The sequence below is a fragment of the Salmonella bongori NCTC 12419 genome (genome assembly GCF_000252995.1).
Taxonomy (GTDB): Bacteria; Pseudomonadota; Gammaproteobacteria; order Enterobacterales; family Enterobacteriaceae; genus Salmonella; species Salmonella bongori.
Map to the genome: position 1 here is coordinate 2,730,099 of NC_015761.1, position 23,167 is coordinate 2,753,265.

The 23,167-nt window shown below is 44.1% G+C and carries 25 protein-coding genes; 3 read left to right on the forward strand and 22 right to left on the reverse strand.

The window, feature by feature from the left end; translation table 11 throughout:
• Nucleotides 1-36 precede the first annotated feature (36 nt).
• The 10 genes from SBG_RS12820 to SBG_RS12865 all read right to left on the reverse strand — a co-directional run bounded on the left by SBG_RS12820 (nucleotide 37) and on the right by SBG_RS12865 (nucleotide 7,651).
• Nucleotides 37-909 (reverse strand): YopJ/AvrA family T3SS effector serine/threonine acetyltransferase, encoded by an 873-nt coding sequence (locus SBG_RS12820; RefSeq protein ID WP_000951024.1) that lies wholly within the window; start codon nucleotides 907-909, stop codon nucleotides 37-39.
• A gap of 206 nt (nucleotides 910-1,115) precedes the next feature.
• On the reverse strand, nucleotides 1,116-1,871 hold the full coding sequence (locus SBG_RS12825) for a transcriptional regulator (RefSeq protein WP_000789460.1): 756 nt from the start codon (nucleotides 1,869-1,871) through the stop codon (nucleotides 1,116-1,118).
• 358 nt (nucleotides 1,872-2,229) lie between these two features.
• Nucleotides 2,230-3,117 (reverse strand): invasion transcriptional regulator HilC, encoded by an 888-nt coding sequence (gene hilC / locus SBG_RS12830; protein ID WP_000243993.1) that lies wholly within the window; start codon nucleotides 3,115-3,117, stop codon nucleotides 2,230-2,232.
• A gap of 343 nt (nucleotides 3,118-3,460) precedes the next feature.
• Nucleotides 3,461-3,913, reverse strand: a complete 453-nt coding sequence (locus tag SBG_RS12835) for a type III secretion system effector protein OrgC (protein WP_000627001.1) — start codon at nucleotides 3,911-3,913, stop codon at nucleotides 3,461-3,463.
• A 14-nt stretch (nucleotides 3,914-3,927) separates the two neighbouring features.
• On the reverse strand, nucleotides 3,928-4,599 hold the full coding sequence (gene orgB, locus SBG_RS12840) for a type III secretion system linker protein OrgB (RefSeq protein WP_000916660.1): 672 nt from the start codon (nucleotides 4,597-4,599) through the stop codon (nucleotides 3,928-3,930).
• Nucleotides 4,556-5,155: an oxygen-regulated invasion protein OrgA gene (gene orgA / locus SBG_RS12845; RefSeq protein ID WP_015702984.1), complete on the reverse strand. Its 600-nt coding sequence runs from the start codon at nucleotides 5,153-5,155 to the stop codon at nucleotides 4,556-4,558. Before orgA ends, orgB begins: the two co-directional genes overlap by 44 nt.
• Nucleotides 5,127-5,885, reverse strand: a complete 759-nt coding sequence (gene prgK / locus SBG_RS12850) for a type III secretion system inner membrane ring lipoprotein PrgK (RefSeq protein ID WP_000621242.1) — start codon at nucleotides 5,883-5,885, stop codon at nucleotides 5,127-5,129. The genes orgA and prgK overlap by 29 nt, the downstream gene beginning before the upstream one ends.
• Nucleotides 5,882-6,187, reverse strand: coding sequence for a type III secretion system inner rod protein PrgJ (gene prgJ, locus SBG_RS12855; RefSeq protein WP_000020433.1), 306 nt, complete (start codon nucleotides 6,185-6,187; stop codon nucleotides 5,882-5,884). The genes prgK and prgJ overlap by 4 nt, the downstream gene beginning before the upstream one ends.
• Nucleotides 6,188-6,205: 18 nt before the next feature.
• On the reverse strand, nucleotides 6,206-6,448 hold the full coding sequence (locus SBG_RS12860) for a type III secretion system needle complex protein (RefSeq protein ID WP_001143443.1): 243 nt from the start codon (nucleotides 6,446-6,448) through the stop codon (nucleotides 6,206-6,208).
• Between the two features lie 24 nt (nucleotides 6,449-6,472).
• Nucleotides 6,473-7,651: a PrgH/EprH family type III secretion inner membrane ring protein gene (locus SBG_RS12865; RefSeq protein ID WP_000450203.1), complete on the reverse strand. Its 1,179-nt coding sequence runs from the start codon at nucleotides 7,649-7,651 to the stop codon at nucleotides 6,473-6,475.
• A gap of 316 nt (nucleotides 7,652-7,967) precedes the next feature.
• Here SBG_RS12865 and hilD point away from each other — a divergent pair, with 316 nt between their 5' ends.
• The 3 genes from hilD (at nucleotide 7,968) to iagB (ending at nucleotide 12,172) form a co-directional block, all read left to right on the forward strand.
• A complete protein-coding gene (gene hilD / locus SBG_RS12870) occupies nucleotides 7,968-8,897 on the forward strand; it encodes a transcriptional regulator HilD (protein WP_000432692.1) in 930 nt (309 codons plus the stop codon).
• Nucleotides 8,898-10,010: 1,113 nt separating this feature from the next.
• A complete protein-coding gene (hilA, locus tag SBG_RS12875) occupies nucleotides 10,011-11,672 on the forward strand; it encodes a transcriptional regulator HilA (RefSeq protein ID WP_001135505.1) in 1,662 nt (553 codons plus the stop codon).
• A 17-nt stretch (nucleotides 11,673-11,689) separates the two neighbouring features.
• Nucleotides 11,690-12,172 carry a type III secretion system invasion protein IagB gene (gene iagB / locus SBG_RS12880; protein WP_001268383.1) on the forward strand — a complete coding sequence of 161 codons (483 nt, stop codon included), beginning with the start codon at nucleotides 11,690-11,692 and terminating at the stop codon, nucleotides 12,170-12,172.
• 58 nt (nucleotides 12,173-12,230) lie between these two features.
• Here iagB and SBG_RS12885 read toward each other — a convergent pair whose 3' ends face one another.
• The 12 genes from SBG_RS12885 to spaQ form a co-directional block, all read right to left on the reverse strand.
• Nucleotides 12,231-13,130 carry a type III secretion system effector BopA family protein gene (locus tag SBG_RS12885; RefSeq protein WP_024135099.1) on the reverse strand — a complete coding sequence of 300 codons (900 nt, stop codon included), beginning with the start codon at nucleotides 13,128-13,130 and terminating at the stop codon, nucleotides 12,231-12,233.
• Nucleotides 13,131-13,140: 10 nt separating this feature from the next.
• The gene (gene sicP / locus SBG_RS12890) at nucleotides 13,141-13,533 is read right to left on the reverse strand and encodes a chaperone SicP (RefSeq protein ID WP_001195994.1); all 393 of its coding nucleotides are present in this window, start codon (nucleotides 13,531-13,533) and stop codon (nucleotides 13,141-13,143) included.
• Nucleotides 13,534-13,567: 34 nt separating this feature from the next.
• Nucleotides 13,568-13,825, reverse strand: coding sequence for a hypothetical protein (locus SBG_RS12895; protein ID WP_000692256.1), 258 nt, complete (start codon nucleotides 13,823-13,825; stop codon nucleotides 13,568-13,570).
• Between the two features lie 40 nt (nucleotides 13,826-13,865).
• Complete coding sequence (locus SBG_RS12900) at nucleotides 13,866-14,114, reverse strand: acyl carrier protein (protein ID WP_001055583.1); 249 nt, start codon at nucleotides 14,112-14,114, stop codon at nucleotides 13,866-13,868.
• Nucleotides 14,115-14,128: 14 nt separating this feature from the next.
• On the reverse strand, nucleotides 14,129-16,183 hold the full coding sequence (locus tag SBG_RS12905; RefSeq protein ID WP_269453443.1) for a pathogenicity island 1 effector protein SipA: 2,055 nt from the start codon (nucleotides 16,181-16,183) through the stop codon (nucleotides 14,129-14,131).
• 81 nt (nucleotides 16,184-16,264) lie between these two features.
• On the reverse strand, nucleotides 16,265-17,287 hold the full coding sequence (gene sipD / locus SBG_RS12910) for an SPI-1 type III secretion system needle tip complex protein SipD (protein ID WP_000932258.1): 1,023 nt from the start codon (nucleotides 17,285-17,287) through the stop codon (nucleotides 16,265-16,267).
• A 70-nt stretch (nucleotides 17,288-17,357) separates the two neighbouring features.
• Nucleotides 17,358-18,587: an IpaC/SipC family type III secretion system needle tip complex protein gene (locus tag SBG_RS12915; RefSeq protein WP_000961387.1), complete on the reverse strand. Its 1,230-nt coding sequence runs from the start codon at nucleotides 18,585-18,587 to the stop codon at nucleotides 17,358-17,360.
• Nucleotides 18,588-18,614: 27 nt separating this feature from the next.
• Nucleotides 18,615-20,396, reverse strand: coding sequence for an SPI-1 type III secretion system needle tip complex protein SipB (gene sipB / locus SBG_RS12920; protein ID WP_000245792.1), 1,782 nt, complete (start codon nucleotides 20,394-20,396; stop codon nucleotides 18,615-18,617).
• A 2-nt stretch (nucleotides 20,397-20,398) separates the two neighbouring features.
• Entirely contained in the window at nucleotides 20,399-20,896 is a 498-nt protein-coding gene (gene sicA / locus SBG_RS12925) for a SycD/LcrH family type III secretion system chaperone SicA (protein ID WP_000386309.1), read from the reverse strand.
• A 137-nt stretch (nucleotides 20,897-21,033) separates the two neighbouring features.
• Nucleotides 21,034-22,104 (reverse strand): SPI-1 type III secretion system export apparatus protein SpaS, encoded by a 1,071-nt coding sequence (spaS, locus tag SBG_RS12930; RefSeq protein WP_000097726.1) that lies wholly within the window; start codon nucleotides 22,102-22,104, stop codon nucleotides 21,034-21,036.
• Entirely contained in the window at nucleotides 22,091-22,882 is a 792-nt protein-coding gene (gene spaR, locus SBG_RS12935) for an SPI-1 type III secretion system export apparatus protein SpaR (protein WP_000498970.1), read from the reverse strand. The genes spaS and spaR overlap by 14 nt, the downstream gene beginning before the upstream one ends.
• 3 nt (nucleotides 22,883-22,885) lie before the next feature.
• Nucleotides 22,886-23,146, reverse strand: a complete 261-nt coding sequence (spaQ, locus tag SBG_RS12940; protein ID WP_000342504.1) for an SPI-1 type III secretion system export apparatus protein SpaQ — start codon at nucleotides 23,144-23,146, stop codon at nucleotides 22,886-22,888.
• Nucleotides 23,147-23,167: the final 21 nt, after the last annotated feature.

Below are 23,167 nucleotides of genomic sequence, written 5' to 3' on the forward strand. Positions count from 1 at the left end.
AGAGGTGTTCCCTGGCAGGCAACCTTCTTATTTGGTTTACGATTTAAGTGACTTAAGTAAAGTCTGATATTCAGCTATCCTTTTTTTATGGGAGGAAATAGAGAGCTTTTTATCGTTTAGCATAACGGCATTGTTATCAAATCGCTCATAAATCGTTTCGTTCTTTTTATTTACAACGCTGCTCTGTGCCTCCGGATTGGCTTTTACATATTCATTTAATCGACGGATACTTTGAGTATGCTTGTAAAAACTCGCCGGCAGATAACGGTCTGCTTTGTCATAAGAGAGAAAAGACTCTTCGCCACACAGGCGATCAAAAATATTATCCTCATGAATCCTCGCTAAATTCGCAGATTCAAGATAACATTTTTTAGCGAGCGCCAGGCTAAAAATTCCGCATTCTGAAGCGCTTCTTTGAATATCCAGTTCGACCATAGCAAAATAACAATCCGACATCTGCTCACGTTCAATAGCGGCTTTGGTGCTCAACGCCAGTAACGCGGGTCCAAAAGCATCGCATTCTGCTGGCTCGAACAGAATCACGGAGGTCTTTCCGGCTACCGCTCTAAAATCGACTACTGAAAAATGGATCCCCCCACTCCCTAAATTGACGATAAATCTGGCTGACTCACTCCCTCCCATTCTCGCCTCTTTTATAGCGGAAACAAGCTCAGGGGTTGACATAACAAATTCAAGATTTAACGCTGGATACTTTTTATTGGCTTGCGCAACAAGAAGAGGCATCACCCTGAGATCGGTCTCCTCATAGCTGGCATTCATCCAGCTCCCATCTATAATGTCATTTTCCAGACGTTCAATAATACATGTTAATGTTTCGACATCGATCTCTGCGCTTACTGCTTGCTGAGGCGAGGGATGACTCCCCAAATCACGGACAGGACTTAGCATACCTCTCCCTCCATAAATATTCTCCACTCTGCAAGAGCGTATTCAAATTTGAAGTCTCCATGTATTACGCCCAAAAGTACACATTGGCGGTTAAGCCGGGCTGCACATTATCGCTAAAGATTATCTATAGCCGAGCAGCCCCCATAAAAAAGACTTTTTTTTATCATAAAAAGCGCAAGTTTCTCTAATAAATCCAGGGCAAAAGGTTAATTCATGCCTACAGCAATGGGTAACTGGCAATTATCGTTTGATACATCCGGGTTATGTGCAAAAGCAGTGCGCTGTAAATGCGCGTCTAATTTTAGCCCGCGAAACAGTGCCAGTGGTGAAGAATCCATCCCTAAACGATACATAACTTTCTTACGATAAATACTGACGGTTTTCGTTCCCAGACCAAATTTTTTCGCCAGATCCATGGCGGGATATCCGGAAGATAATAATATCAATAAGGCATACTTCGCCTGTGTAACACCGGGCGGCAGGTTCCACCAAGCATATTGATTAATATTAGATAACACCTCTTCCGGCGTCTCACCGGCATTAAAAGCATATGTCGCAACCACGGCTTTCCTGTGTGGCCGGTGGCAGAAACGCAGCCACGCTTCCGGAAGACGGACCTTCTCCCGTTCCGGATGAATGATAGTGGATAACTCGTCTTTTAAAACATAATCCATAACGCCAAAATACTGCAAAACGCACCGATCGATATAATACAAACGATCTGCTATCACCAGAACTCTACGGTTCTGCAACCGCGCCTGCAGCGCGTGAAACAAATAAACATGTTCATGAGGATTCAAAGATAAGATCAGCCCGGCATCAGGCATTTCAGTAATAGAACGCAAGAGTCCTGTTAACGAGTTACACGTTTTAACACGCTTCTCAGGATATTTTTGCTTAAATATGGACTCAAGAGCATAACAATTAGTCCAGTTAATGCCGTATATAATTATATTTTTCATTCGATTATCCTTTTCTGAAAACTGACTATAGCCTCGGTAATGTTTTTTCTTCCTGGGCGGCAACTGCGCAGGCGGATAACGCCGACTTTCAACTGTATGTGTTAAAGTCTTGCTACGTTATTACATACGCAATGCCGTTACCGAAATGAATTCCTTTTGCAAATCTGATAGTAATTTACTTTTGTTTTTTACTTTATTGCGATCTCTCGTCGTGTAACACTGCCTGCAATGGAGAAGTTCGATTCTCTTTTTTAATTGCACATCAAAGGCATAGAGATACGTGATAGTTTACCAAAGTAAGAAAATGTTTTTTATCTATAAAATGAGTAGACTATAATACTAAAAGTAATATCACTGCTTAATGATTTACTGTACGCATAAAGCTAAGCGGTGTAATTTTAAAATGCCGCTTAAAAATAGCGATAAAATAAGAAGGCGTATCATACCCACACATTGTCGCAACTTGTGAAATATTTCCCGCGCCCATGCGTAAAAGCTTAATTGCCTGATTCATACGGGCATCTAAATATATTTTACTAAAACTCACATCTTCAGCGGCCAGTTTTCTCTTCAGACTTGATACACTCATAAACAGTTTTCCCGCCACCTCAGCCTGCGACCATTTACGGGTAATATCACTGATAATAACGTTATAAACTTTCTCTTTCGTGGTAATTTTTATTGCTCGCTCAAGGAAATCAAATCCACCGGGTTTACGTACAAATGCCGATATGAGATACATCAATGAATAATAGGAATAATCATGGTCATCAATACTCACATTACTGCAAACCCGAGGGCATTCCACACCATGTAAAATAGAGTCAAACGTGTCACTCATCCCAGGTAAAAGTTCAGCATGGAAAAAGTGCCTGGGCTTGGTTTTTAACGATAACTCTCTTTCATTATAATTTCTTGTGCTGTAAAAGACTTTGTAAAACTTTTGCATTAAATCATAGGAAACTTCCAGTGAAGAAAAATTAATATGACCTTCAATTTCGCTCATGCTCAACGTTATCGTTTGATCTTTTTCCAATAAAAATAAACATGGCGCAGATTGCTCAATAAACTCTCCAAATTCATTTTCAATTCGCAAACAGCCTTTATTAAGTTTTATTAACAGACAATTTGCGACATAATAATCTCTTACATCAGCTAATCCATTTATTAATGAAACTTTATTTGATTGTTGAAGGTGATTATTGCTAATAGCCTCAACTGATTGATTAATTGAAGGCAATACCATATTTTATCCTGTGTGCTTTAAGGAACTTAAAATCGTTATATTCTTATAAAGCAATAATTAAAACTCACTAAGATGATTTAAATCCAATTATTTCATCATTGTAGCCAATAATTACATTACACATCATCTTGATTCATTTACAAAAAGACACCTTTACAAACCAAATGTTTTTATTTGTCATCAAAATTTACAATATTAATATGGTTTTTCAGGATAACACGGCTTACATAAACCGTATTATCCATAATTATCAGTAACCTACCTAAGGTGGCATGATGCTTCAACGAGTGAAATTCGCTAATGAACACATCACACCCTCTCACACCTCATCAAAACAGGAGTTTTACCAGTCAGTTGACTCTTCGCTTTCCCCTCCAGACAAAATAATCTCCTGCATCCAGGAAGTCATTTGTGACTGCGCATTCATCGTACCGACTAACACTCCGTTTAATGCCTCATATAAATCTGTGCCTGGCTCAACTTTGCCAATCATATTTTGTAGCATAGCCGTTTGCTGCTCAAAGGAGACAAATGCTGGATCGCCACTTTGCGGATCTTTAAATGCAGTCATCTTTTGATAAATAGTATCTTTAAGCGTTTCAGTAGAGCCTGACTCAGGAAGCGACAAAAGCGCCTGGTAAAATGCCTCATAGAGCGCAACATCACCGTCACTGTTCAAACGTATGCTATTTTCGTTATTCAACGTAGCTGCCCTGGCGCTTAACGGAATAACACTGTTATTTGTTGTTTCAGCGTTCGCTGGCGGAACCAAATAAGACGTCGTGGCTGTTATCATGTTATAGCTTCCATTTACGAGGCTTGCGTTTTTGTCTTCCAGTCATCAATAAGTGCGTTGATGGCGCTATCAGAAATCGTCCGGCAATCTTGCGGAAGTTCATCGAGATGATGCTTAATGACACTCACCGCTGTTTCAACAAATTGTTCGGGTGAGAATTCTGCGATCTGATCGCCACAACTCATGATAAAGCGTGGTTCCTGATGATATTTCAGATGAAAAGTGCCGGGCCAGTTCTCCATCAGCAAGACCATCAGTTTTTGGTGCTCTTTTTTCGCATTGACTGGTAGTGTTAAAAAAAGTTGCCCCTCCGGTTTATTAAAATCTCTCAACCACTCATCCAGTACGGTTAAAAGCGTTTCGGGGTGGTCGACTGCTGCTGAAAATAGCTCCCGGGCATAAATCTGTATTTTTTCCATCCATTTCCAGGCCATCGTCTGACTATCGGTAAGATAAGCGGCGACCTGCTGTAACGCATCTATCATCCCTTGCTCATAACCTTCCTGATAGGCATACATCCGCAAGGTCTTTGCCTCTTCTTCCGCCTCTCGTAAAATACGCTTAGCCCGTTGATGCGCCTGCTGTTCCAGCCTTTCCAGAGAGAAATAACGTTCCAGCGTTTTGCGCTTTATCAGTATCCCCTCAACAGGCGAAAGCGGGGACTGAATTGGGATATTTTTGAGCATATTGTAAGGCCAGTAGCAAAATTGACATTTCTACAGCATCCTGCTTCGCTGCCTCCTCAATAAAAGGAGGAAAAAGCAAAGGAAAACGCTGTGCTAAAGATTCAGGTAAACATTCATTCAGGGCGTTTAGCTGCCCATACCCGACGCTGAGTAAAAAACGGTGATTCGGCGCCTTATCGCAGACAGATAAACTCGTCCCCTGATGCATTGCCAAAAATGCTTGCGCCCAATCCGGCAGTTTAAGTAAGGCTCCCTGTCTTGCCAGATCGGCCCTTAATTTATGGCAACCCAGTAAATACGCGATTTGCGGCAGTCGGTGCCACTGACGCAGCCACAGCTGCGTCAGTGAATTTTGAATATTCTCCTTTTCTTCGATTTTAAGCTGCAAGGCCGCCAGTATTAACTCATTTGCCGCCGCCCTGGCGGCTGGTCTGACAATCATTTCCGAAGCTATCTGCAACCGCTGAGGATGAATATACGACAACGGATCAAAAATGACTTTTTGCCAGATAATAGATAATGACTGCCTATTCATTCGACGATTTCGCCTTCTCATCAGTCGTTATGCCTTTCTTATTGGCGGCATAATGATTTTTGTAATACCAGACGCCCAATCCTGCCGACATCACGGATAACAAGATAATCAGTACAATCCAGCTGGTTTCAAAAGAATTACGTTTTACTGGCGTACCGGGAGCCTGCAACTGGGCGTCCGTACGTTCTGACAACACCACAGAAATGTTGTCATAATCCACATCGGCAAAACTATTCTTTAAAAACCGCTTGATATCGCTGATCTGATGCGCCAGCGGCGAACCTCGTTCATATACCGCTAATGCCGATAAATGAACCGGTTTTGACGGACGTCCATTTTCACCAGCATCAATATCATAACTAATATGGACCCTGGCGGAGAGCACGCCCTCCATCGTCTGTAATGACTGTTCCAGTCGCTGCTCAATAGCCGAATATAACCGGGCCTTTTCAGCTCGCGGAGATGAGACCAGCGAATCCGCCGGGAACATCTGCGCTATTTCTACCCGTGGCCGGGGAGGCAGCTGATAAGTTTTAATCCAGTACACCGCGGCGGTAAAATCGGGCTCAGCAACGGTAATGCTATAGCCCAATTTTCCGCTATCAATTTTATTCGCCTCTATATTATGCATTTGCAGAACGGCAATGACCTCATTAGCCTGTTCCTGGTCCAGTCCTTTTAATAAATCCTTATCCTTACAGCCGGCAAGGGTCATTACCAGCAGAAAGGTATATAGATATCGACGAATCATGAGCGTAATAGTGTTTCAACCGCCCCAACTCCTTTACGAGTAAGGGTACTGACCATAGACACATACAGGTTATAGTCTGAAATCATCTCTTGCGAAATGGCCAACTCTTTAGGATCCGTCACCAGATTAGGATCCTCAATTCTGTTGGTAATCGTCTGCTTATCCACAGCAGCAGCAATTGCCGAACCAGAAAAAGCCTGCAGTAGCCTGTCGTCCAGCGAAACAATATCTGTTTCCATTGATCTGATATTAACCGCCTGCCCTATAACGGCATTACCAGGGACAATCGTTGCAATAGACATAATTCACCTTATTACTGATTAACGGAAGTTCTGAATAATAGCGGCATCAATATCCTTAAAGACTTTTACCGTGTTCGACTGCGCGTTACGGTATAAGTTATATTCTGACAGCTTACTCTGATACGCCGCCAGCAATGCTGGATCGGAGGGTTTTTTTGCTAAATCCTCTAGTGCTTTTGTTACGTCTTGTTGCAGATTATTAACTCCAGTATCAAAAGTTGCGGAGACGTCGTCCAGATAACCTGACCAAGTTGTTGGCATAATGACTTCCTTATTTACGTTAATTTAAAGTGGGCTTGGGAAATACCAATGGCCTGGGCTCATTTTGATATAACCTTCCGCCCCGTACTGAAATGAGCGCCCCTTGAGCCAGTCATCTTTTAATTCGATAGCAAATTGTACATAGCGTCCTCCCCATGTCCGGTAATAGCTATCGACAAATTGACGAGCCCTGAGTATTTCTACATCATCGAGCGATCCCTGAATAACAAATGTTACGCCGCCTTTATGATTCCTGCGGGAATAAGGTAGCGCCAACTGTTTTAACCCGGCCTCCGCCTGACTGGCAGCGGTAGCATCATCCATCAACGTGATGCTGACTGAATCGGCGTATGGCATTAGCGTTCTCAGCTTTTGACCTAAAACATCGATCTCTTTTTTGCTCATCGTGTTTCGCTGGCGGCTTAACCAAAAAACAGGTTTACGCGGTTCATCGAAATGAAGCCGATAATAAGCCAACTGTGGATAATAGGTATCCAGCCAGGTGGAGATACGCTTATTCTCTTCGTTTTCGTTAATCACCAGCGCATTTTTATCATAATCGCCTCTGGCCAAAACCTGACGAGCCCAAAGCGTATCTCTTTCATTTTGCGCCGCAACATAGAGAATTTTGTCGCGTCCCGGCAATACCTGAAAACGCTCCTTCTCCTGGCCCAACAATGAATCGAGCTCTGCCGCCTGCCGCTGCGGTGAGTTAAGTATCCATAGCGTACCTACCGTCCCAATCCCCAATATAAAGAAACAAGCCAGCGCCGCCACAACGCCATTTTTATAACGTGGCTCACTCTTCTTTTCAGTCTTTTCCAGCATCCCTGGCTGCTCTGGCGTCCACGGCTCATTTTCCGGGCGAATCAGGATAAGTAATTCACCGATCTGGACCGGCGTATTTAATTGCACCGGGCGGGACTCAGCATTTCCTTCTTTCAGCTCATGGAGTATAATTTCGGCCGCGTCCGGATTGACCTGGATTTCAAAATTTATTCCCCCTTGTTCCAGGGGAATAAAAAAGCTATCAGCAGGCATATCGGGAAGCTGGCCTGAAGCAGTGAGCGTATCACTCTGACCTACCACAAACAGTGTACGGCCAGTCAGTAACGGAAACTCACAGCCGTTCAGTGAGCTGTTAAGTAAGCGGACTATGTATGGCCCTGGGCTTGTTATCGTCTTCTCTTTTGATGTTTCCATATATACTGTTAGTGATGTATGTCGTTCTCGATAGCAGCAGATTACCGTGCCCTGCGCAGGGATTCCTGATGAAAATAGAATGAAAAGTGAGAAATAAAATCAATTTATTCTGTATAACGCGTCTCAACACATATTAAAAAGATCCATCTTCCCCGAGACGGCTTAAACGACTGTAGATAAATTACGCAAATTTGAGTTCTTTTGGTGTAACAATCAGACCATTGCCAACGCAGCCTAATAAAGAGCATTTACAACTCAGATTTTTTCAGTAGGATACAAGTGAGGAACATTAAAATAACGTCAACAAAGGGATAATATGGAAAATGTAACCTTTGTAAGTAATAGTCATCTGCGTCCTGCCGCGGATAACTTACAGAAATTAAAATCACTTTTGACGAACACCCAGCAGCAAATTAAAAGTCAGACTCAGCAGCTCACCATAAAAAATCTTTATGTAAGCAGTTTCACTTTAGTTTGCTTCCGTAGCGGTAAACTGACGATTAGCAACAATCACGATACCATTTACTGTGAAGAGCCTGGGATGTTGGTACTCAAAAAGGAGCAAGTTGTTAGCGTAACGCTTGAAGAAGTCAATGGTCATATGGATTTCGATGTCCTTGAGATACCCACACAACGCCTTGGTGATCTCTATTCACTCATTCCAAATGACCAGCAAACTAAAATGACAATCCCCACAGAGAAAGCGCAGACGATTTTCTATACGCCTGACTTTCCTGCCAGAAAGGAGGTGTTTGAACATCTGAAAACAGCGTTTTCCTGTACAAAGGATACCAGCAAAGGTTGCAGTAACTGTAACAACCAAAGTTGCATTGAAAATGAAGAATTAATTCCTTATTTTCTACTGTTCCTGCTTACCGCTTTCCTCCGCCTTCCGGAGAGTTATGAGATCATCCTTAGCTCAGCGCAGATAACGTTAAAGGAGCGCGTTTACAACATTATTTCTTCCTCACCGGGTAGGCAGTGGAAGCTTACCGATGTCGCTGCACATATATTTATGAGCACATCAACGCTTAAACGCAAACTGGCAGAAGAAGGCACCAGCTTTAGTGACATCTATTTGTCCGCCAGGATGAATCAGGCAGCAAAACTTTTGCGCATAGGTAATCATAATGTCAATGCGGTAGCATTAAAATGCGGTTATGACAGTACATCTTACTTCATTCAGTGTTTTAAGAAATACTTTAAAACTACACCATCGACATTCATTAAAATGGCAAATCACTAACATTTTTCGTATTTATTACTCAAGAAAATATTTTTATTAAAACTTTTTTTCATTTAACATTATAAACGCTTATTAATACGCTATAGTAGGATGGGAGGCTATTTAACATTGTTGTTCTGTCCAAAAGACAGCCTGCATTGATATCTCTGGCAATTTACTGTAAGGCTGATTATGCAACGCGATTTTTGTGAACTTGTCATCGCTATGATGACGGGTAAACCAATATTACCTTATTCACAGCGTGAGAATCTGTCCAGATGAAACTATCTTCTTCCGGCTTTAGCCCTGTGGACTAAGCCGGCATTTTATTCATCTCTATACACTATTTATTCTCGCGAGTAATCACCTGCCTTGAGAAGGTAAACCGAAACCGTCACGTCTGCCAGCAGCGGTGATATCTTTTTACCTGTCCTGTCTCCTCTCTTCATCCTGATGTCCATATCTTACCTGGGCGGGCTAGCCTGGGGATGACACTGTTCATAATTTCATTGCCTTTTTGACGCTATACCTGAGACGGAGTAAAAAAAGAAGATGTCATTATTCTTTTAAAAAACATAAAAATAAGCGCACCCTCAAAGAATAGCTTTACATTTATACTTTCACGCCTAAGCCAAATAATATCTTTAAACTTTCAACGAATAGTCATTTAGTAATGAGCACCCGGCAGAATTGGTTCTGATGGTGTAATTATTGGACCATAAGATGTGAAGATATAATAGACAGCATTTACACCACAAAAAAATACAGTAAGATAGCTACAAAACGCATCCTCATTGCAATGAGGCCGAGTTAAATATGCAAATATTCAGATGCTGCATGGATTTTTTCTGCAATAAGACATATGGCAGCACCCATTCAATAATCACAGTCAGATATAAAAATTGTTATTACTAACATGTCATTTTTGAGATCACAGACATAAGCTAAATTATCAATGTTAAAAACAGAGCAAAACATACAAACCCGAGACCATACAATGTGACATTAAGCTCATAATAAAAGCTCAGCCTGACCGTTATCAATACCAGCAGAATTATTGGAGCTATAGATTCCGCTCTAACGGTTTGTATTAACTATTATAAATTTCACCCTGTAAGAGAATACGCAACTATCATGCCACAGTTTAATCCTGTTCCTGTATCTAATAAAAAATTCGTCTTTGATGATTTTATACTCAACATGGACGGTTCCCTGCTACGGGCAGATAAAAAAGTAAATATTCCGCCAAAAGAATATGCCGTTCTGGTCATCCTGCTCGAAGCCGCCGGCGAGATTGTGAGTAAAAACACGTTACTGGACCAGGTGTGGGGTGACGCGGAAGTTAACGAAGAATCGCTTACCCGCTGCATTTATGCCTTACGCCGTATCCTGTCGGAAGATAAGGAACATCGTTACATTGAAACGCTGTACGGCCAGGGCTATCGTTTTAACCGACCGGTCGTGGTGGTGTCTCCGCCAGCACCGCAACCAATCACTCATACGCTGGCGATTCTTCCTTTTCAGATGCAGGATCAGATTCAATCCGAGAGTTTGCATTACTCAATTGTGAAAGGGCTATCGCAATATGCTCCCTTTGGCCTGAGCGTGTTGCCAGTGACTATCACTAAAAACTGTCGCAGCGTTAAAGACATTCTGGAGCTTATGGATCAATTGCGCCCCGATTATTATATCTCCGGGCAGCTGATCCCTGATGGCAACGATAATGTTGTACAGATCGAAATCGTTCGGGTTAAAGGCTATCACCTGCTGCATCAGGAAAGTATTAAGTTGGTGGAAAACCAGCCCGCGTCGCTCTTGCAAAACAAAATCGCCAATCTCTTACTCAGATGTATCCCGGGACTTCGTTGGGACACGAAGCAGGTTAGCGAGCTAAATTCGCTTGACAGTACTATGGTCTATTTACGCGGTAAGCATGAGCTAAACCAGTATACGCCCTACAGCCTACAGCAAGCGCTTAAATTGCTTACCCAATGCATAAATATGTCGCCAAACAGCATTGCCCCTTACTGTGCGCTGGCGGAATGCTATCTTAGCATGGCGCAAATGGGGATATTTGACAAACAAAACGCCATGCTTAAGGCCAAAGAATATGCCATCAAGGCGACAGAGTTGGATCATAATAACCCACAAGCGTTAGGATTACTGGGGTTAATTAATACGCTTCATTCAGAATATATCGTCGGGAGTTTGCTATTTAAACAAGCTAACTTACTTTCGCCCGTTTCTGCAGACATAAAATATTATTATGGCTGGAATCTCTTCATGGCCGGTCAGCTAGCAGAAGCCTTACAAATGATTAACGAGTGTCTGAAGTTAGACCCAACGCGCGCCGCTGCAGGTATCACCAAACTGTGGATAACCTACTATCATACAGGCCTTGATGATGCTATACGTTTAGGCGATGAATTACGTACACAACATTTGCAAGATAATCCTATATTATTAAGTATGCAAGTTATGTTTCTTTCGCTTAAAGGTAAACATGAACTGGCACGGCTATTAGCTAAAGAAATATCCTCACATGAAATAACAGGGCTTATTGCTATTAATCTTCTTTATGCTGAATATTGTCAGAATAGTGAGCGCGCCTTACCGGCGATAAAAGAATTTCTGGAAAGTGAACAAAATATTGACAATAACCCTGGGCTATTACCCTTAGTACTGGTTGCTCATGGCGAAGTTATTGCTGAAAAAATGTGGAAGCAATTTAAAAATGAAGACAATATTTGGTTTAAAAGATGGATACAGGATCCACGCCTGGTGAAATTAAGGTAAAATCTGAGAGAGGAGATATGCGTTATTTTTTTGCCATCATCATCTGGTTGCTTAGTATGAGCCCGGCATGGGCCGATTGCTGGCTCCAGGCTGAAAAAATGTTTAATATTGAGTCAGAACTGCTTTATGCTATTGCTCAGCAGGAATCGGCAATGAAACCTGGTGCCATTGGTCGCAACCGGGATGGCTCTACCGATATTGGCTTGATGCAAATTAATAGCTCCCATATGAAAAGGTTGAAAAAGATGGGAGTCAGTGAAAAGCAGTTATTACAGGACCCCTGTATTTCAGTCATTGTGGGTGCATCCATTTTATCAGATATGATGAAAATTTATGGTTATAGTTGGGAGGCCGTTGGCGCTTATAATGCCGGAACGTCGCCAAAAAGGGCGGAGATAAGAAAACGCTATGCCAAGAAAGTTTGGGAGAATTACAAAAAATTAAAAGAGATGCCCGCAGAAGAAAAAAACAAAAAGCTTACTATTGCGTTACAAAAATAATAATATAACGATAGCTTACTTTCAGATTACCTCTAAAAGTAAGCTATTTTTTATCAGGTTACGCCATACTCGTATTCAGATGGCTTTCCATGGCTATTGGTTGCGTTCCCGACTCGCCGATGATGACATGCCCAAGGGCATTTTTAATATTTTTCAGTTCCTTAGTAATCGCGTGTATCCTGTTTACCGCCTGGCTTAATTCTTGCTCGGATGCCCCACCAATCCATTTTGCAACCTCTCCCCCGTTGGTCCCCCATTGTGAGAATGGGGCTACACCTACCTGCATATTTTTTAACTTTATAGCATAAACATTAAGTCTATTGGCCTCTGGAATTAAATTCAAATTCTGTAAATTCGTCATTAATTTACGTAGTGGGCCGTTACCCGAAGCCATGTCCAGGAAATTTTCCCGCAGACTAGTTGCGTCTACATTTTCCAGTTCAGGAATCACTTTATTAAGCCCGTTTATGGTGATAGTGAGCAATTGTTGCTTCACTTCAGTATGAGGATCGCTGTGTTGTGCCACTACTTTTGTATCGCCACCTTTTATTATTATATCCCCAACATTTTTTTTAGTTTTAATAAGGTTAAAAAGCCCAACGTTAGCCCTTTCTGCACAGTCCGTGAGCTGCTGTGCTAAACGTTGGGTCAGGGGCTTTTCCAAATTTATTCCGGACATAAACACTACATCTTTGACTGTTTTTTCACCATATTTGTCTGCTAATGCCTGAAGAAACTGTTGTAATTTTTGTTGCTCCTGCACTTTGGTATTTTCTGCGTGCTTCCGCACTGCATCCATATTTTTAAATGCTGGAACCTTTCCAAGCCAGGTTAATATTCTTGATGAAAATTTTTCAGGTGCAACATGCTCCTGATGAGAGTGTTCTTTAGGGCTATATGGCTGGCCACCATATATTGCACTGGGTTTTTCCATTGCTGCTAACGTTAAAATACTCAATTTTCCCTCCTTAAATTTTAGCGTATTCTTGCAGTCTGTTTTTAAGTTCTTCCTGCTGATTTACAAATAACTCAAGTTGTAAAAGGATACGATGTATATTGGTCAGATCAGTAATTACATCGATAAACAGTAATATTTCGGCGGTATCCACATAGGCTAGCGTACCTTTGTTATTCGCAGCCAGCTCACCGTTAATCACCATAATCTCTCGCCAAATAGCATCACCACAAACCGGTGATAACGGTATAATCATACCGTTCAATAACCAGATATCATCTTTAGCTTCAATAGACATAAAAATATCGGTGTCGAGAAGTAATACACACTGATTGTTGTCATCAAAAGTAAGTGGCAAACCTAATCTTTCACCAATATCAGCGATAATATCCTGGTGTACTTGCAATTTACTTTCCTCGCTAATTATCTATTTTAGAAGGTTATTTCTTTAAGTTTACGCTGGTAAGATAGTGTTTGATATTCTTGCGCGCCCGACGCCGGGCGCAATGCTTCTCTCCTTTGATCCAGTAAAATAGCCACTCACTACGCGGGGGGACATATATGAGTAGCTCTTTCGGATGATTTTCAACATGACGTAACTCACCTTTAATGATAAGACGTGAGCCATCAGCGATATCATCAGATATTTCAGTGTCAGCCCTGTCTGAACCCGATACTACATGTGTAATGATTTTCATAACAATTAATCATATGCAATTGTCGAGCGACAGAAAAAGACTATCCCCTGGACAGAAGACTCTTTTCGACAACCTGGCAAATATCCGCCACGGTCGTCATATCCGGGAGATCGTTTTCATTACAACTAATATCAAATTCCTCGCTGAGGCCGAACACAATATCAATTAAATCCAGCGAGTCCGCGTACAGGTCCTCAACCAGATGGGTCTGACCATTGATGCTATGAACATCAACGGCAATACAGGAGGTAATCACTTTTTTAACTCTTGCTTCAATATCCATATTCATAGCATCTTTTCCAGTTAATAAAACTGCGTGTGCAGGCCATCAACAGTAGTAATAACCCGATCCGCACCAGGTTTATTCAGGTATGACTCAAAAGTCGTGCCATTACGCCAGCCGGGATCGCCGAGAACACCATCCAGTACGCTACTTAATAAATAGTCGGTCTCCCCTTTTAGTTTTGTCAAACCCGCTTCTCTGGCAAACAGCTGCGCAACCTCAGCCAGTTTCCCTTTTTGTGGATGCTGACTAATGACCTCTTTAAGAGTATCAATTTTCACTTTTAATTCCGGGTGGTTGTCAATGTTGCCACATTGCGCTTTCAGCGCAGTACTCTTTACAGAGTCATTGGACAATAGTTCCGAACGTAACCCGTCAAACGCTCTGCGTACAGGAAATGACGTGCCAGCATCTGGTTCCAGGGCTTTACGTATAACATCCAGAAATCCGTCCCGGCCATTGAAATGCGTGGAACGCATATTCGTAACGCTCGGAATTGTTGAAAGGAAAGCATTTTGCTTAAATTTCAAACCAGAAAATTGGCCAGTCGTATCCGTCTGATTTTTATCTTTATCAACCGTATCGGCTTTATTACCGGTAACTACCGTCGTTTCTGACTGCTGAAGCTGGACTTTCTCACTATTGACGCCAACCTGCTGGCCTGCAAGCGGCTTTAAATTCACAACTTCTGCCTTCTGGCTTTGTACTTTATGATCATCAACGCGATGTACGGTGGCCTGCACTGGCTTGCCGATAGTCGTCTTGTTGCCTCCGCCATCGACCTCATCAAACACAACCGTCTTAGGCGTATTTCCCTTGTCAGACGTTATCTCCTTGCTGCCAGTACTTTCCGCTGAGGTGTTAGTGGTCACCTCTGCTTTGGCATTCGCCGTGACGTCAATTTTACCTGCCACGCCATGCTCAAGCGCCCCCGTACTGGCGTGATGTGTCGTCTCGGCGTGATGCGTATTCGACTCCATACGCGAATGGTTATGAGTTACGGTACTGCCGGTACTCGTATGGCGTTGACTGTTATCAATCATTGTCCGGCTATTATCGATTGTCTTCCGGCTATTATCACGCACGCTGTTATCAATCATTGTCCGGCTATTATCGATTGTCTTCCGGCTATTATCATGCACACTATTATCATGCACACTGCTATCGGTATGCCGTTGGCTATTATCGACATGGCTACGGCTATTATTAATATGCTGGCTGTTATCCACATGATGTTGGCTGCTATCAATAGTAATATTGATGTTGATAGGAGCGGGTTCGGGCTTTTTGCCGGCATCAGGTGTCGGCCCTGCCACAGGCTCCGGGGTTTTAGCCTCGGGCAGTTTGTCCACCGGAATTTTCGTAAAAATATCACGTAACAATACGGGGATTAATGCTTTCAGCTCAAGGTGCCTTGCTTCCCTACCCAGGTTAACACCCTGTTCTTGCGTTAATTTTCCATGGCACATATCCAGAGCATCAACGGTTTTCGCCGCCGCTCTGTCAATAAGCGCTGTAAGATTACTGCGCGTTTGCGGATCTAACGTACAACCAAATTGATGTTCAATGCAGTCGGCAACATACGGCATCACTTCATTTGTGACAAAGCTCGTCGATAATGTCCCTAAATTACCGCCAGTATTCTCTGTGATGATGCTTAACAATTTCTGGTGCAGGGCTTCAAGCTTTGCTTCCGCTTTCTTTGTTGCCGGCAGCCATGGTCCAAAAGCCGATTTCTCCTTCAGGCCATCTTTCATGATCTGCGCAGTGTACTCTTCCCCCACCTTGATCAACAGCTCTGTTGCCGCCGCCGACTGACTGGTGGCGCTTAGCGCTGAGCGAAAAAGCGTCGCAAACTCCGTTACCGCTTTCTTGGCAGCAACGTTATCTGAACCAGCGAAAATCGCCTTTAGCGCTTCAGTGTCATTCCCACATTTAAATAACGTCTCCAGGCTCGCATGTCTGGCCAGCGCCGGAAAATCTTCCAGTTTAGGGCCTTTAATGTCCCCTAAAGGAGAAGTAGTCGCACTTTCTCTGATTGCCGAGATATTCGCTGCAAGCTTCGTCGCTTGCATTTTTACCTCATTTTGTATACCCGCCATCCTGACCGGAGACTGAAGGCTTACACTTGATACCATTATTAATGTCCTCTTCTGTTATCCCTGCAGGAAGCTTTTGGCGGTTTCCAGACTGCTACTTATCGTACTGCTCAGCACTTTGACCAGGTTGTCGTACAATGAATTGGCATTGCTGTATTTCTGCGTCAGCGTCTGTAGCGTTGTTTTTAAATTTTCTTCCTGCGCTTTAAAACCAGACTGCCAGGCCTGATATTTGGCGTTATCCATTTCGAGGGCAGTACCAGATCCTATTCCACCAAGATCGCTTACCATTTTGTTCAGTGGCCCCAAATCCACCAGTACAACATAACCGCCACCTGACGACTTTAGGCAGCTGTCTGGTAAATTCAGTTCTTTAATCCACTGTTCGGCCTCCGCTCTCGACGCAGTTGTTACGCCACTACCGTTCTGCGTGGGAAATAAAATCGTATTTTGATTTACCTGGTTGTATTTATTAACCAGACTACTTATTTCACTTTTAAGCGAATTAACGTTTAGCTTAACGGTATTTCCATCTTTACCCGGTGATAACCAGCCTCCCATTTTGGAAAGAATATCACTGAAAGCCTGATAAAAATCGGTATAGACTGCGACAACGTTTTCATAAACGCCCAGATAGCTGTCACCTATCGCAGAGATATTTTGGGAAACCATCTCCCAAATCTCGGCATCGGAAATAGTTGTTTTTGGCTGCGCCATAGGCGAAGCGCTAAATGAGGCCGAGGTCGGCGCAGAAAACGCGCTTCGCAGGTTCTCATTTTGTTCTGCGGATAATGACACGCCGGACTTCGCCAGAGCATTCAGGCTGCTGGTCAACTGTTGGCGCGCCAGCGTGCGCTCGTCATTATTCTCTTCAGAGATCGGTGGCGTTGACTGCAACGTCTGTTGTGCCTGCTGGGCTTTAGTCGCCGCCTGCGATAATGAGATGATATCTGTGCCGCGATGTTCTGTGGTAGACGGTACCGCGGCAATCTCGACATGCTCGCTCGCCGAAGGAGTCTGCGACCGTTCAGCAACGAGCCCCGGATGAGGAGAAGCGGAATAATTTTGAATATTAAGCATAATATCCCCAATTCGCCATCAGGAGAGCGATTACATCACTCCCCTGATGGCGTATAGATGACCTGTCAGATTAAGCGCGAATATTGCCTGCGATTGCAGCGAGTGCGGATGCTTTCGACTGGTTAATGCTTTCCATTGTTTTCAGCATTTCCTGAATCAGGCTGGTCGATTTACGTGAACTCTCACGGGCTTCGTCCGATGCGGTGCTGGCAACGCGGTTATTCACCTGGCTAATCTGCTGCTCGGAACGTTCCTGAGTAGCAGCGTACTGGCCGGACGCCCCTGCAATACCGCCGACCGTGACCGAGTTCTTCACAATCAGATCGCCCGTCATCTGCATTTTGCGCGCATCGACTCGTGTCATATCCATGGTATTCTGTTCAAGACGAATATCGGATTCGACAGACTCAAGACGTTTCGACAGAATCGCCTGATGTTCAGGCGAAATTTGTTTATTACTGTCTTTAATGTCCAGACTTTCCGTCGCACTGGTGCTGGCGTTAGGTTTAAGCGTTACGTCATTCAGATTTTTCGTTGCATCAGCGCCGGTTTTCTTCATATTTAGCGTTTTCAGAGAATCGACGCCATCAGCGCCGAGTTTGACGCTATTCTGCCCGTTCAGCACATTTTTAATACTCTGGCTTTCAGTGGTCAGTTTATCGATCTTCGAGGCATTATGTTTAAGCGCGCCCCTCTCATTTTGCAGCCCTTTATATTCCAGTTTCGCGCCTACGCCAGTGATCCCCAACTGCAGCGCGCTCTGTGAAATACTGCCGGATAACGCATTCATCCCTTCACGCAGCATGGCGCTTGCCGTCGTTTTGGCTGCATCAAAACTCACTAATGACAATTTACCAGACAGTTTGCTATCCGCCTGGTTCAGCGTCAACATTAACGTATTTGCGGCAGCCAACAGCGCAACGGCATTAGAAGACATCCCGCTAATATCAAAAAATGTTCCGACTTCCGCCTTCTGCTCACGTAACTGGGTCTGCACCATCTCGTTCGCTTTCGTCGTGACATTATTTGTCAGGGCATTCAGATTCTGATTCATGTCAGTATTCTGAATAGCGGTTTTCAAAAATGAGGTGATCGTTCCGGTGGTTTGCGTTAATACCCCTGGTGCTGGCGCGCTCAGTGTAGGGCTCAATCCCAGATCACCAATTTTGCCGCTGCTAATGCCAATATGGTTCAAAATATCTTTAACGTTAACGGATTGCGAACCTGGCTGTGAAGTATTCTCAACAGAATGATTATTTAAATAATTTGCGGGGTTAATTCCCACATTGCTAACTAACATATTTTTCTCCCTTTATTTTGGCAGTTTTTATGCGCGACTCTGGCGCAGAATAAAACGCGACGCATCCGCATTTTGCTGTACCGCAGAAGACATGACTTTTTGTAGTTCCGCAGTCACCTTCTGGTTTTCACCAAATATTTCTACGGATTGTTTAAGCCACTGCTGAATCTGGTCCATGGCAAAACGGGCGAGCATAAAATCAGAAAGTGCCTCGCTGGCATTTTTGATAAATACGCCTTCGGCAACACCACCGGCTGACTGGGCTGCGGTATTCGTCACTTCCATGCCCAGCGTCACTTTATTTAAAGTATTCCCTATCAGTTCCTTACTTAACGTATTCGTTTGCAGGCCCATCTTGCTGCCCACATTACCCAGGCTGGTCGTAATACGCTGCATTCCCTGGGTCAGGAATTTGCTGCTGTTTTGCGCCATCTGTTTCAGCACATTAGGCACCAGCTTCTTAATCGTTTCGCCCATCATTTTGCTCAGCGCGCTACCCAGTTTCGCCGCGGCACCTTTCCCGACGACGGCGACCACCACAATGACTGCGACCATCGCAATGGCTGCGACAATCGCCCCGACAATACTGCCGGCCATTTCTGCGGTTTTCTTATCGACGCCTAATCCTTCCAGCGCTTTGGTAATCGCCTTGCCAATCAGCTCCATTAACGGCTTCAGCACATGCTCCATAATTGGATTCAGCGCTTGTTGGATAAACGACACTCCCGTCGTCGCCTTCACAATCTCGTCGGCTACCATTACTGCAAGCCCTACTGCGGCCAGCGCCAGACTCGCCCCGCCGGTAAAAATAGCGCCCACTACGCTGACAATGGTCAACAGCGCGCCGAGCACTTTCCCGATACACCCCATAATACGGTTTGTTTCTTCGGCTTTACGCGTTTCCTCCTGGAATTCAGCCGATTTCTTTTCCATCTCTGCCTGACGCCCTTCCTGCAAGGCGCTGAAAAGCGCAAGATCGTTTTGCAGGCTTTCTTCCGTATTTTTGCCCACAATCTCAATAAACATGGCCATGAGCATGGTGAGGCGGGCGACATTTGACAGATTATCCTGCTCGCCCTGGGAAACCTGCTGCTGAGAGGAGGCATTCGCCGTTCCCTGGAATTTGGTCAGAATGCTATCCGCTTTTTCGGCTTTCGCTTTTGCGTCTGTGCCTGCTTTAACCGTCGCATCCGCGGCCTTATCTAAGGCCTCTTTCGCCTCCGTCGCTTCTTTACCGGCCTGCTCTACCGCGGCTTCAGCTTGTGCATAGCTGGGGTCAGCCGGGTCCAGCGATTGCAGTTTATTTTGCGCCTGCGTCAGTTTTTTGGCCGCCGCGTCATAAACACTCTTGGCGGTATCCGTTTTTTTGATACTGGCTTCATAGAGATCCGTCGCCTCCTGAGCCTCTCCCAGAGCCGACTGGAATTCTTTCGATACCTGAATACCCATCTCTTTTTGTGACTCAATCATCGCCTGCCATACCGCCAGACGAGACTCCAGTTGAGACAGCGAAACATCGCCCAGTAGCGTCATGAGTTTGCCAAGCAGCAGCGTCAATTGACCTTCGCTGGAGAGCTTTTCTTTGGCGGCGTCCGTAGGCGGCGTCAGGCTGATCGTATTTATCGAGGTCTCTCCGGACCTTGTACCCGCTTTAAGATCGCCTGCTTTCGTGGCCACCACATCTTTAAACGCTTTATCCGCCGCTTTTAAAAAGTCCGTGTTCTTACGAACGCCCTCAAAAGCCGCCTCTGCGAGGCGCGGATTTTGGGTATATCCGCTGCGGCTAATGCTACTTGCGTCATTTACCATAATTATTCCTTTTCTTGTTCACTATGCTGCTCTGTCTCCGCGGTTTTTAGCGCCTCCAGATAGACCAACGCTTTTGCCCGAAGAGACTCATCTTCAGTACGTTCATTGACAAGTTCAAAACACTGTCTGGCTTTTGCTGCTTTACGCATAAGCAATTGACACTGCCCGGTAAAAAAAACGGGGCGATAGTCATTTTTAAGTAACGTAAAAGCCACTGCATAAAGATCACAGGCTTTCTGAAATTGTTTTTTCAGTTGGCATACCGCCGCCAGTCCCATGGTGTAATCGGGATTGTAAAAATCATAAATGCATAAGAAACGAAAGAATGTCTCTGCTTCATCAAGACGTCCCTGGTTATAAAACTCATAAGCATGAGCATATAAACCATCCATCATATCCTGAGGTATTCCATGAACGTCTTTCAGAGTGGCGCCTTCGCTAACGGCATCCCAAATCATTTCCGCAACACGTTCTTCGCTGACATTATTTTGATAATCCATTACTTACTCCTATTATCTGTCACCGATTTTGCAGAATTTAACGACTGCGATTATCTGATGCAGGTATTAAATCCTGACGGTGGTTAGTAAACATTCAAAAAACGCCCAATGAATAAATCACTACTGCTTCACGCGGGTCAGTGCCGGACCTCGTTTTCCTGAGGCTGAATAACGTCCTTGCCCGCGTTTTCCACCTCTTCCAGCCACACCAGAAGACGTAAAACTTCATCAATTTCTTCCAGACTCACCAAATCATAACGACGATGAGTTTTAAAAAGCGCACGCGCCAGTTTGATATCGACGATAACGGGTACGCCAACTTTCTCCGCATAGGCACGAACGGCCAGCGCGCGCTGATTAGTTTCATACACCGAGATCATCGGAATCGGCATCAGTTCAGGTTTAAAATAAATACCGATAGTAATATGTGTTGGGTTAGCCACAATCAGACGCGAGTTTTCAATATCAGATTTCACCTGTTCAGACAAAATCTCCATATGAATTTCACGCCGTTTGGATTTAACCTCCGGATTGCCTTCCTGCTCTTTCATCTCACGCTTTACTTCTTCCTTATCCATTTTCATGTCTTTCATGGTCAGGAAATATTCAGCGATGGCATCCAATAATAGAACAATTAATGCACAAACAAGACAGGTTAATACTAACGCGAGAAGAAGTTCACGCCAGATAACGGCCATTCCCGCAACATTGCCATTTAACTGCGAAAAGATTTCAATCTTATATTTTTTCCAGCAGATTATTGCGGCTACCACAAAGGAGGAGAGATACAGTAAGGTTTTAACCGTATCTTTTACCGTACGCATACTGAAAATCTTTTTCGCCCCCTCGACAGGGTTTAGCGCTGACAAATTGGGTTTTAATGCCTCTGTCGCCAGCACAAATCCAGCCTGTAATAAGGCCGGTAATGCGGAGCACACTAAGCAGAGCAGCATAAATGGGATCAGGTATTTTAGTCCTAACCAAAAAACGGCCAGACTGTAATCAGCCATGCTCTGATTAAAATTATCCGCAATGATGAGCTTAACAATCCCCATAAACTCATTAAATGAGCCATACGACACCAGATAGGCAATTCCCCCTACGGTGAGACAGGCGATAATAAGATCTTTACTTTTAAATGACTGGCCTTTCTTAGCGGAGTCTTCCAGCCTTTTTTTAGTCGGTTTTTCTGTTTTATTCGACGACATGCGTTGCTCCCCGCTCGTAGAACCAGCTACTTAATCCCGTGGCCTGGAAAGACAGTCGCAGCACATTGTCCGGGAGTACTGGAGAGAAATAAAACAGCATGATTAATACCGCGATACCGCTTTTCACCGTCAGTGAAATAGCAAACGCGTTCATCTGGGGAGCAAAACGCGACAATAATCCCAGAAAGACCTCTGACAGCAACAAAACCAATACGACCGGACTGGCCAGAACTAACGCATTTTGCGCCACCTGATTAATAAACGTTAATAAAGGCGGTAATGAAGGCGTACACTCATTCATTGGATCGCATAGCTGATAGCTTTTATTTAAGACGTCAACCATGGTAACCAGCCCGCCATTTTGTAAATACACGACCGCGGCAAACATGTTCAGGAAATTAGCCATTTCCGAGGTATCAATGCCATTTGCCGGATCGATACTGCTACTGAGCGTTGCGCCTCTCTGGTTATCGATGATACAGCCCAACGCATGTAACACCCAAAAAGGCCACGACAGCAGGCAGCCCAGCATAACGCCTACCGCAGCTTCTTGCAGAATTAACGGGATCATCGCCACCGATAAAAACGGCGGCGCCTCACTCAGTTCATGCGGCCATACTCCCAGCGCCACCAGTACGATAATGGCATTTCTCGGCGCGCCGCTTAATACCCCGCTATTTAAAAAGGGCAGAAAGAAAAAAATCGGCGCCACACGAGCAAATCCCATTGCCGCAGCGGCAACCAGGTTATGAATTTCAAAGTACAACGCATAAAACATTTTTTACCCCTTCGCCAACGCCAGAAATATCACCTGACGCCCGTAAGAGAGTAAAACTTCGCCATACCAGCCAGACAGTAAGAACAGACATAAACACACGCCAAGTAACTTAATACCAAAAGGCAGCGTTTGTTCCTGTAATTGCGTTACCGTCTGGAATAATCCAACCAGCAGGCCGATAACCGTTGCGACAATCGTCGGCCATCCTGAAAGGATCAGAACAAGATAGAGCGCCTTATTACCTGCAAACACTAAATCATCCATTTAACTTTCCCGTCTCGTAAT

Coding starts and splice junctions, on each gene's coding strand:
- SBG_RS12900 (WP_001055583.1), bottom strand. CDS start 14,114: ATGAATATGGATATTGAAGCAAGAGTTAAAAAAGTGATTACCTCCTGT.
- prgJ (WP_000020433.1), bottom strand. CDS start 6,187: ATGTCTATTGCAACGATTGTCCCTGGTAATGCCGTTATAGGGCAGGCG.
- orgA (WP_015702984.1), bottom strand. CDS start 5,155: ATGAGAAGGCGAAATCGTCGAATGAATAGGCAGTCATTATCTATTATC.
- SBG_RS12915 (WP_000961387.1), bottom strand. CDS start 18,587: ATGTTAGTTAGCAATGTGGGAATTAACCCCGCAAATTATTTAAATAAT.
- SBG_RS12865 (WP_000450203.1), bottom strand. CDS start 7,651: ATGGAAACATCAAAAGAGAAGACGATAACAAGCCCAGGGCCATACATA.
- orgB (WP_000916660.1), bottom strand. CDS start 4,599: ATGCTCAAAAATATCCCAATTCAGTCCCCGCTTTCGCCTGTTGAGGGG.
- spaS (WP_000097726.1), bottom strand. CDS start 22,104: ATGTCGTCGAATAAAACAGAAAAACCGACTAAAAAAAGGCTGGAAGAC.
- SBG_RS12860 (WP_001143443.1), bottom strand. CDS start 6,448: ATGCCAACAACTTGGTCAGGTTATCTGGACGACGTCTCCGCAACTTTT.
- hilC (WP_000243993.1), bottom strand. CDS start 3,117: ATGGTATTGCCTTCAATTAATCAATCAGTTGAGGCTATTAGCAATAAT.
- hilD (WP_000432692.1), top strand. CDS start 7,968: ATGGAAAATGTAACCTTTGTAAGTAATAGTCATCTGCGTCCTGCCGCG.
- hilA (WP_001135505.1), top strand. CDS start 10,011: ATGCCACAGTTTAATCCTGTTCCTGTATCTAATAAAAAATTCGTCTTT.
- sicA (WP_000386309.1), bottom strand. CDS start 20,896: ATGGATTATCAAAATAATGTCAGCGAAGAACGTGTTGCGGAAATGATT.
- prgK (WP_000621242.1), bottom strand. CDS start 5,885: ATGATTCGTCGATATCTATATACCTTTCTGCTGGTAATGACCCTTGCC.
- SBG_RS12820 (WP_000951024.1), bottom strand. CDS start 909: ATGCTAAGTCCTGTCCGTGATTTGGGGAGTCATCCCTCGCCTCAGCAA.
- sipB (WP_000245792.1), bottom strand. CDS start 20,396: ATGGTAAATGACGCAAGTAGCATTAGCCGCAGCGGATATACCCAAAAT.
- spaR (WP_000498970.1), bottom strand. CDS start 22,882: ATGTTTTATGCGTTGTACTTTGAAATTCATAACCTGGTTGCCGCTGCG.
- SBG_RS12835 (WP_000627001.1), bottom strand. CDS start 3,913: ATGATAACAGCCACGACGTCTTATTTGGTTCCGCCAGCGAACGCTGAA.
- SBG_RS12895 (WP_000692256.1), bottom strand. CDS start 13,825: ATGAAAATCATTACACATGTAGTATCGGGTTCAGACAGGGCTGACACT.
- spaQ (WP_000342504.1), bottom strand. CDS start 23,146: ATGGATGATTTAGTGTTTGCAGGTAATAAGGCGCTCTATCTTGTTCTG.
- sipD (WP_000932258.1), bottom strand. CDS start 17,287: ATGCTTAATATTCAAAATTATTCCGCTTCTCCTCATCCGGGGCTCGTT.
- SBG_RS12825 (WP_000789460.1), bottom strand. CDS start 1,871: ATGAAAAATATAATTATATACGGCATTAACTGGACTAATTGTTATGCT.
- SBG_RS12905 (WP_269453443.1), bottom strand. CDS start 16,183: ATGCAAGCGACGAAGCTTGCAGCGAATATCTCGGCAATCAGAGAAAGT.
- iagB (WP_001268383.1), top strand. CDS start 11,690: ATGCGTTATTTTTTTGCCATCATCATCTGGTTGCTTAGTATGAGCCCG.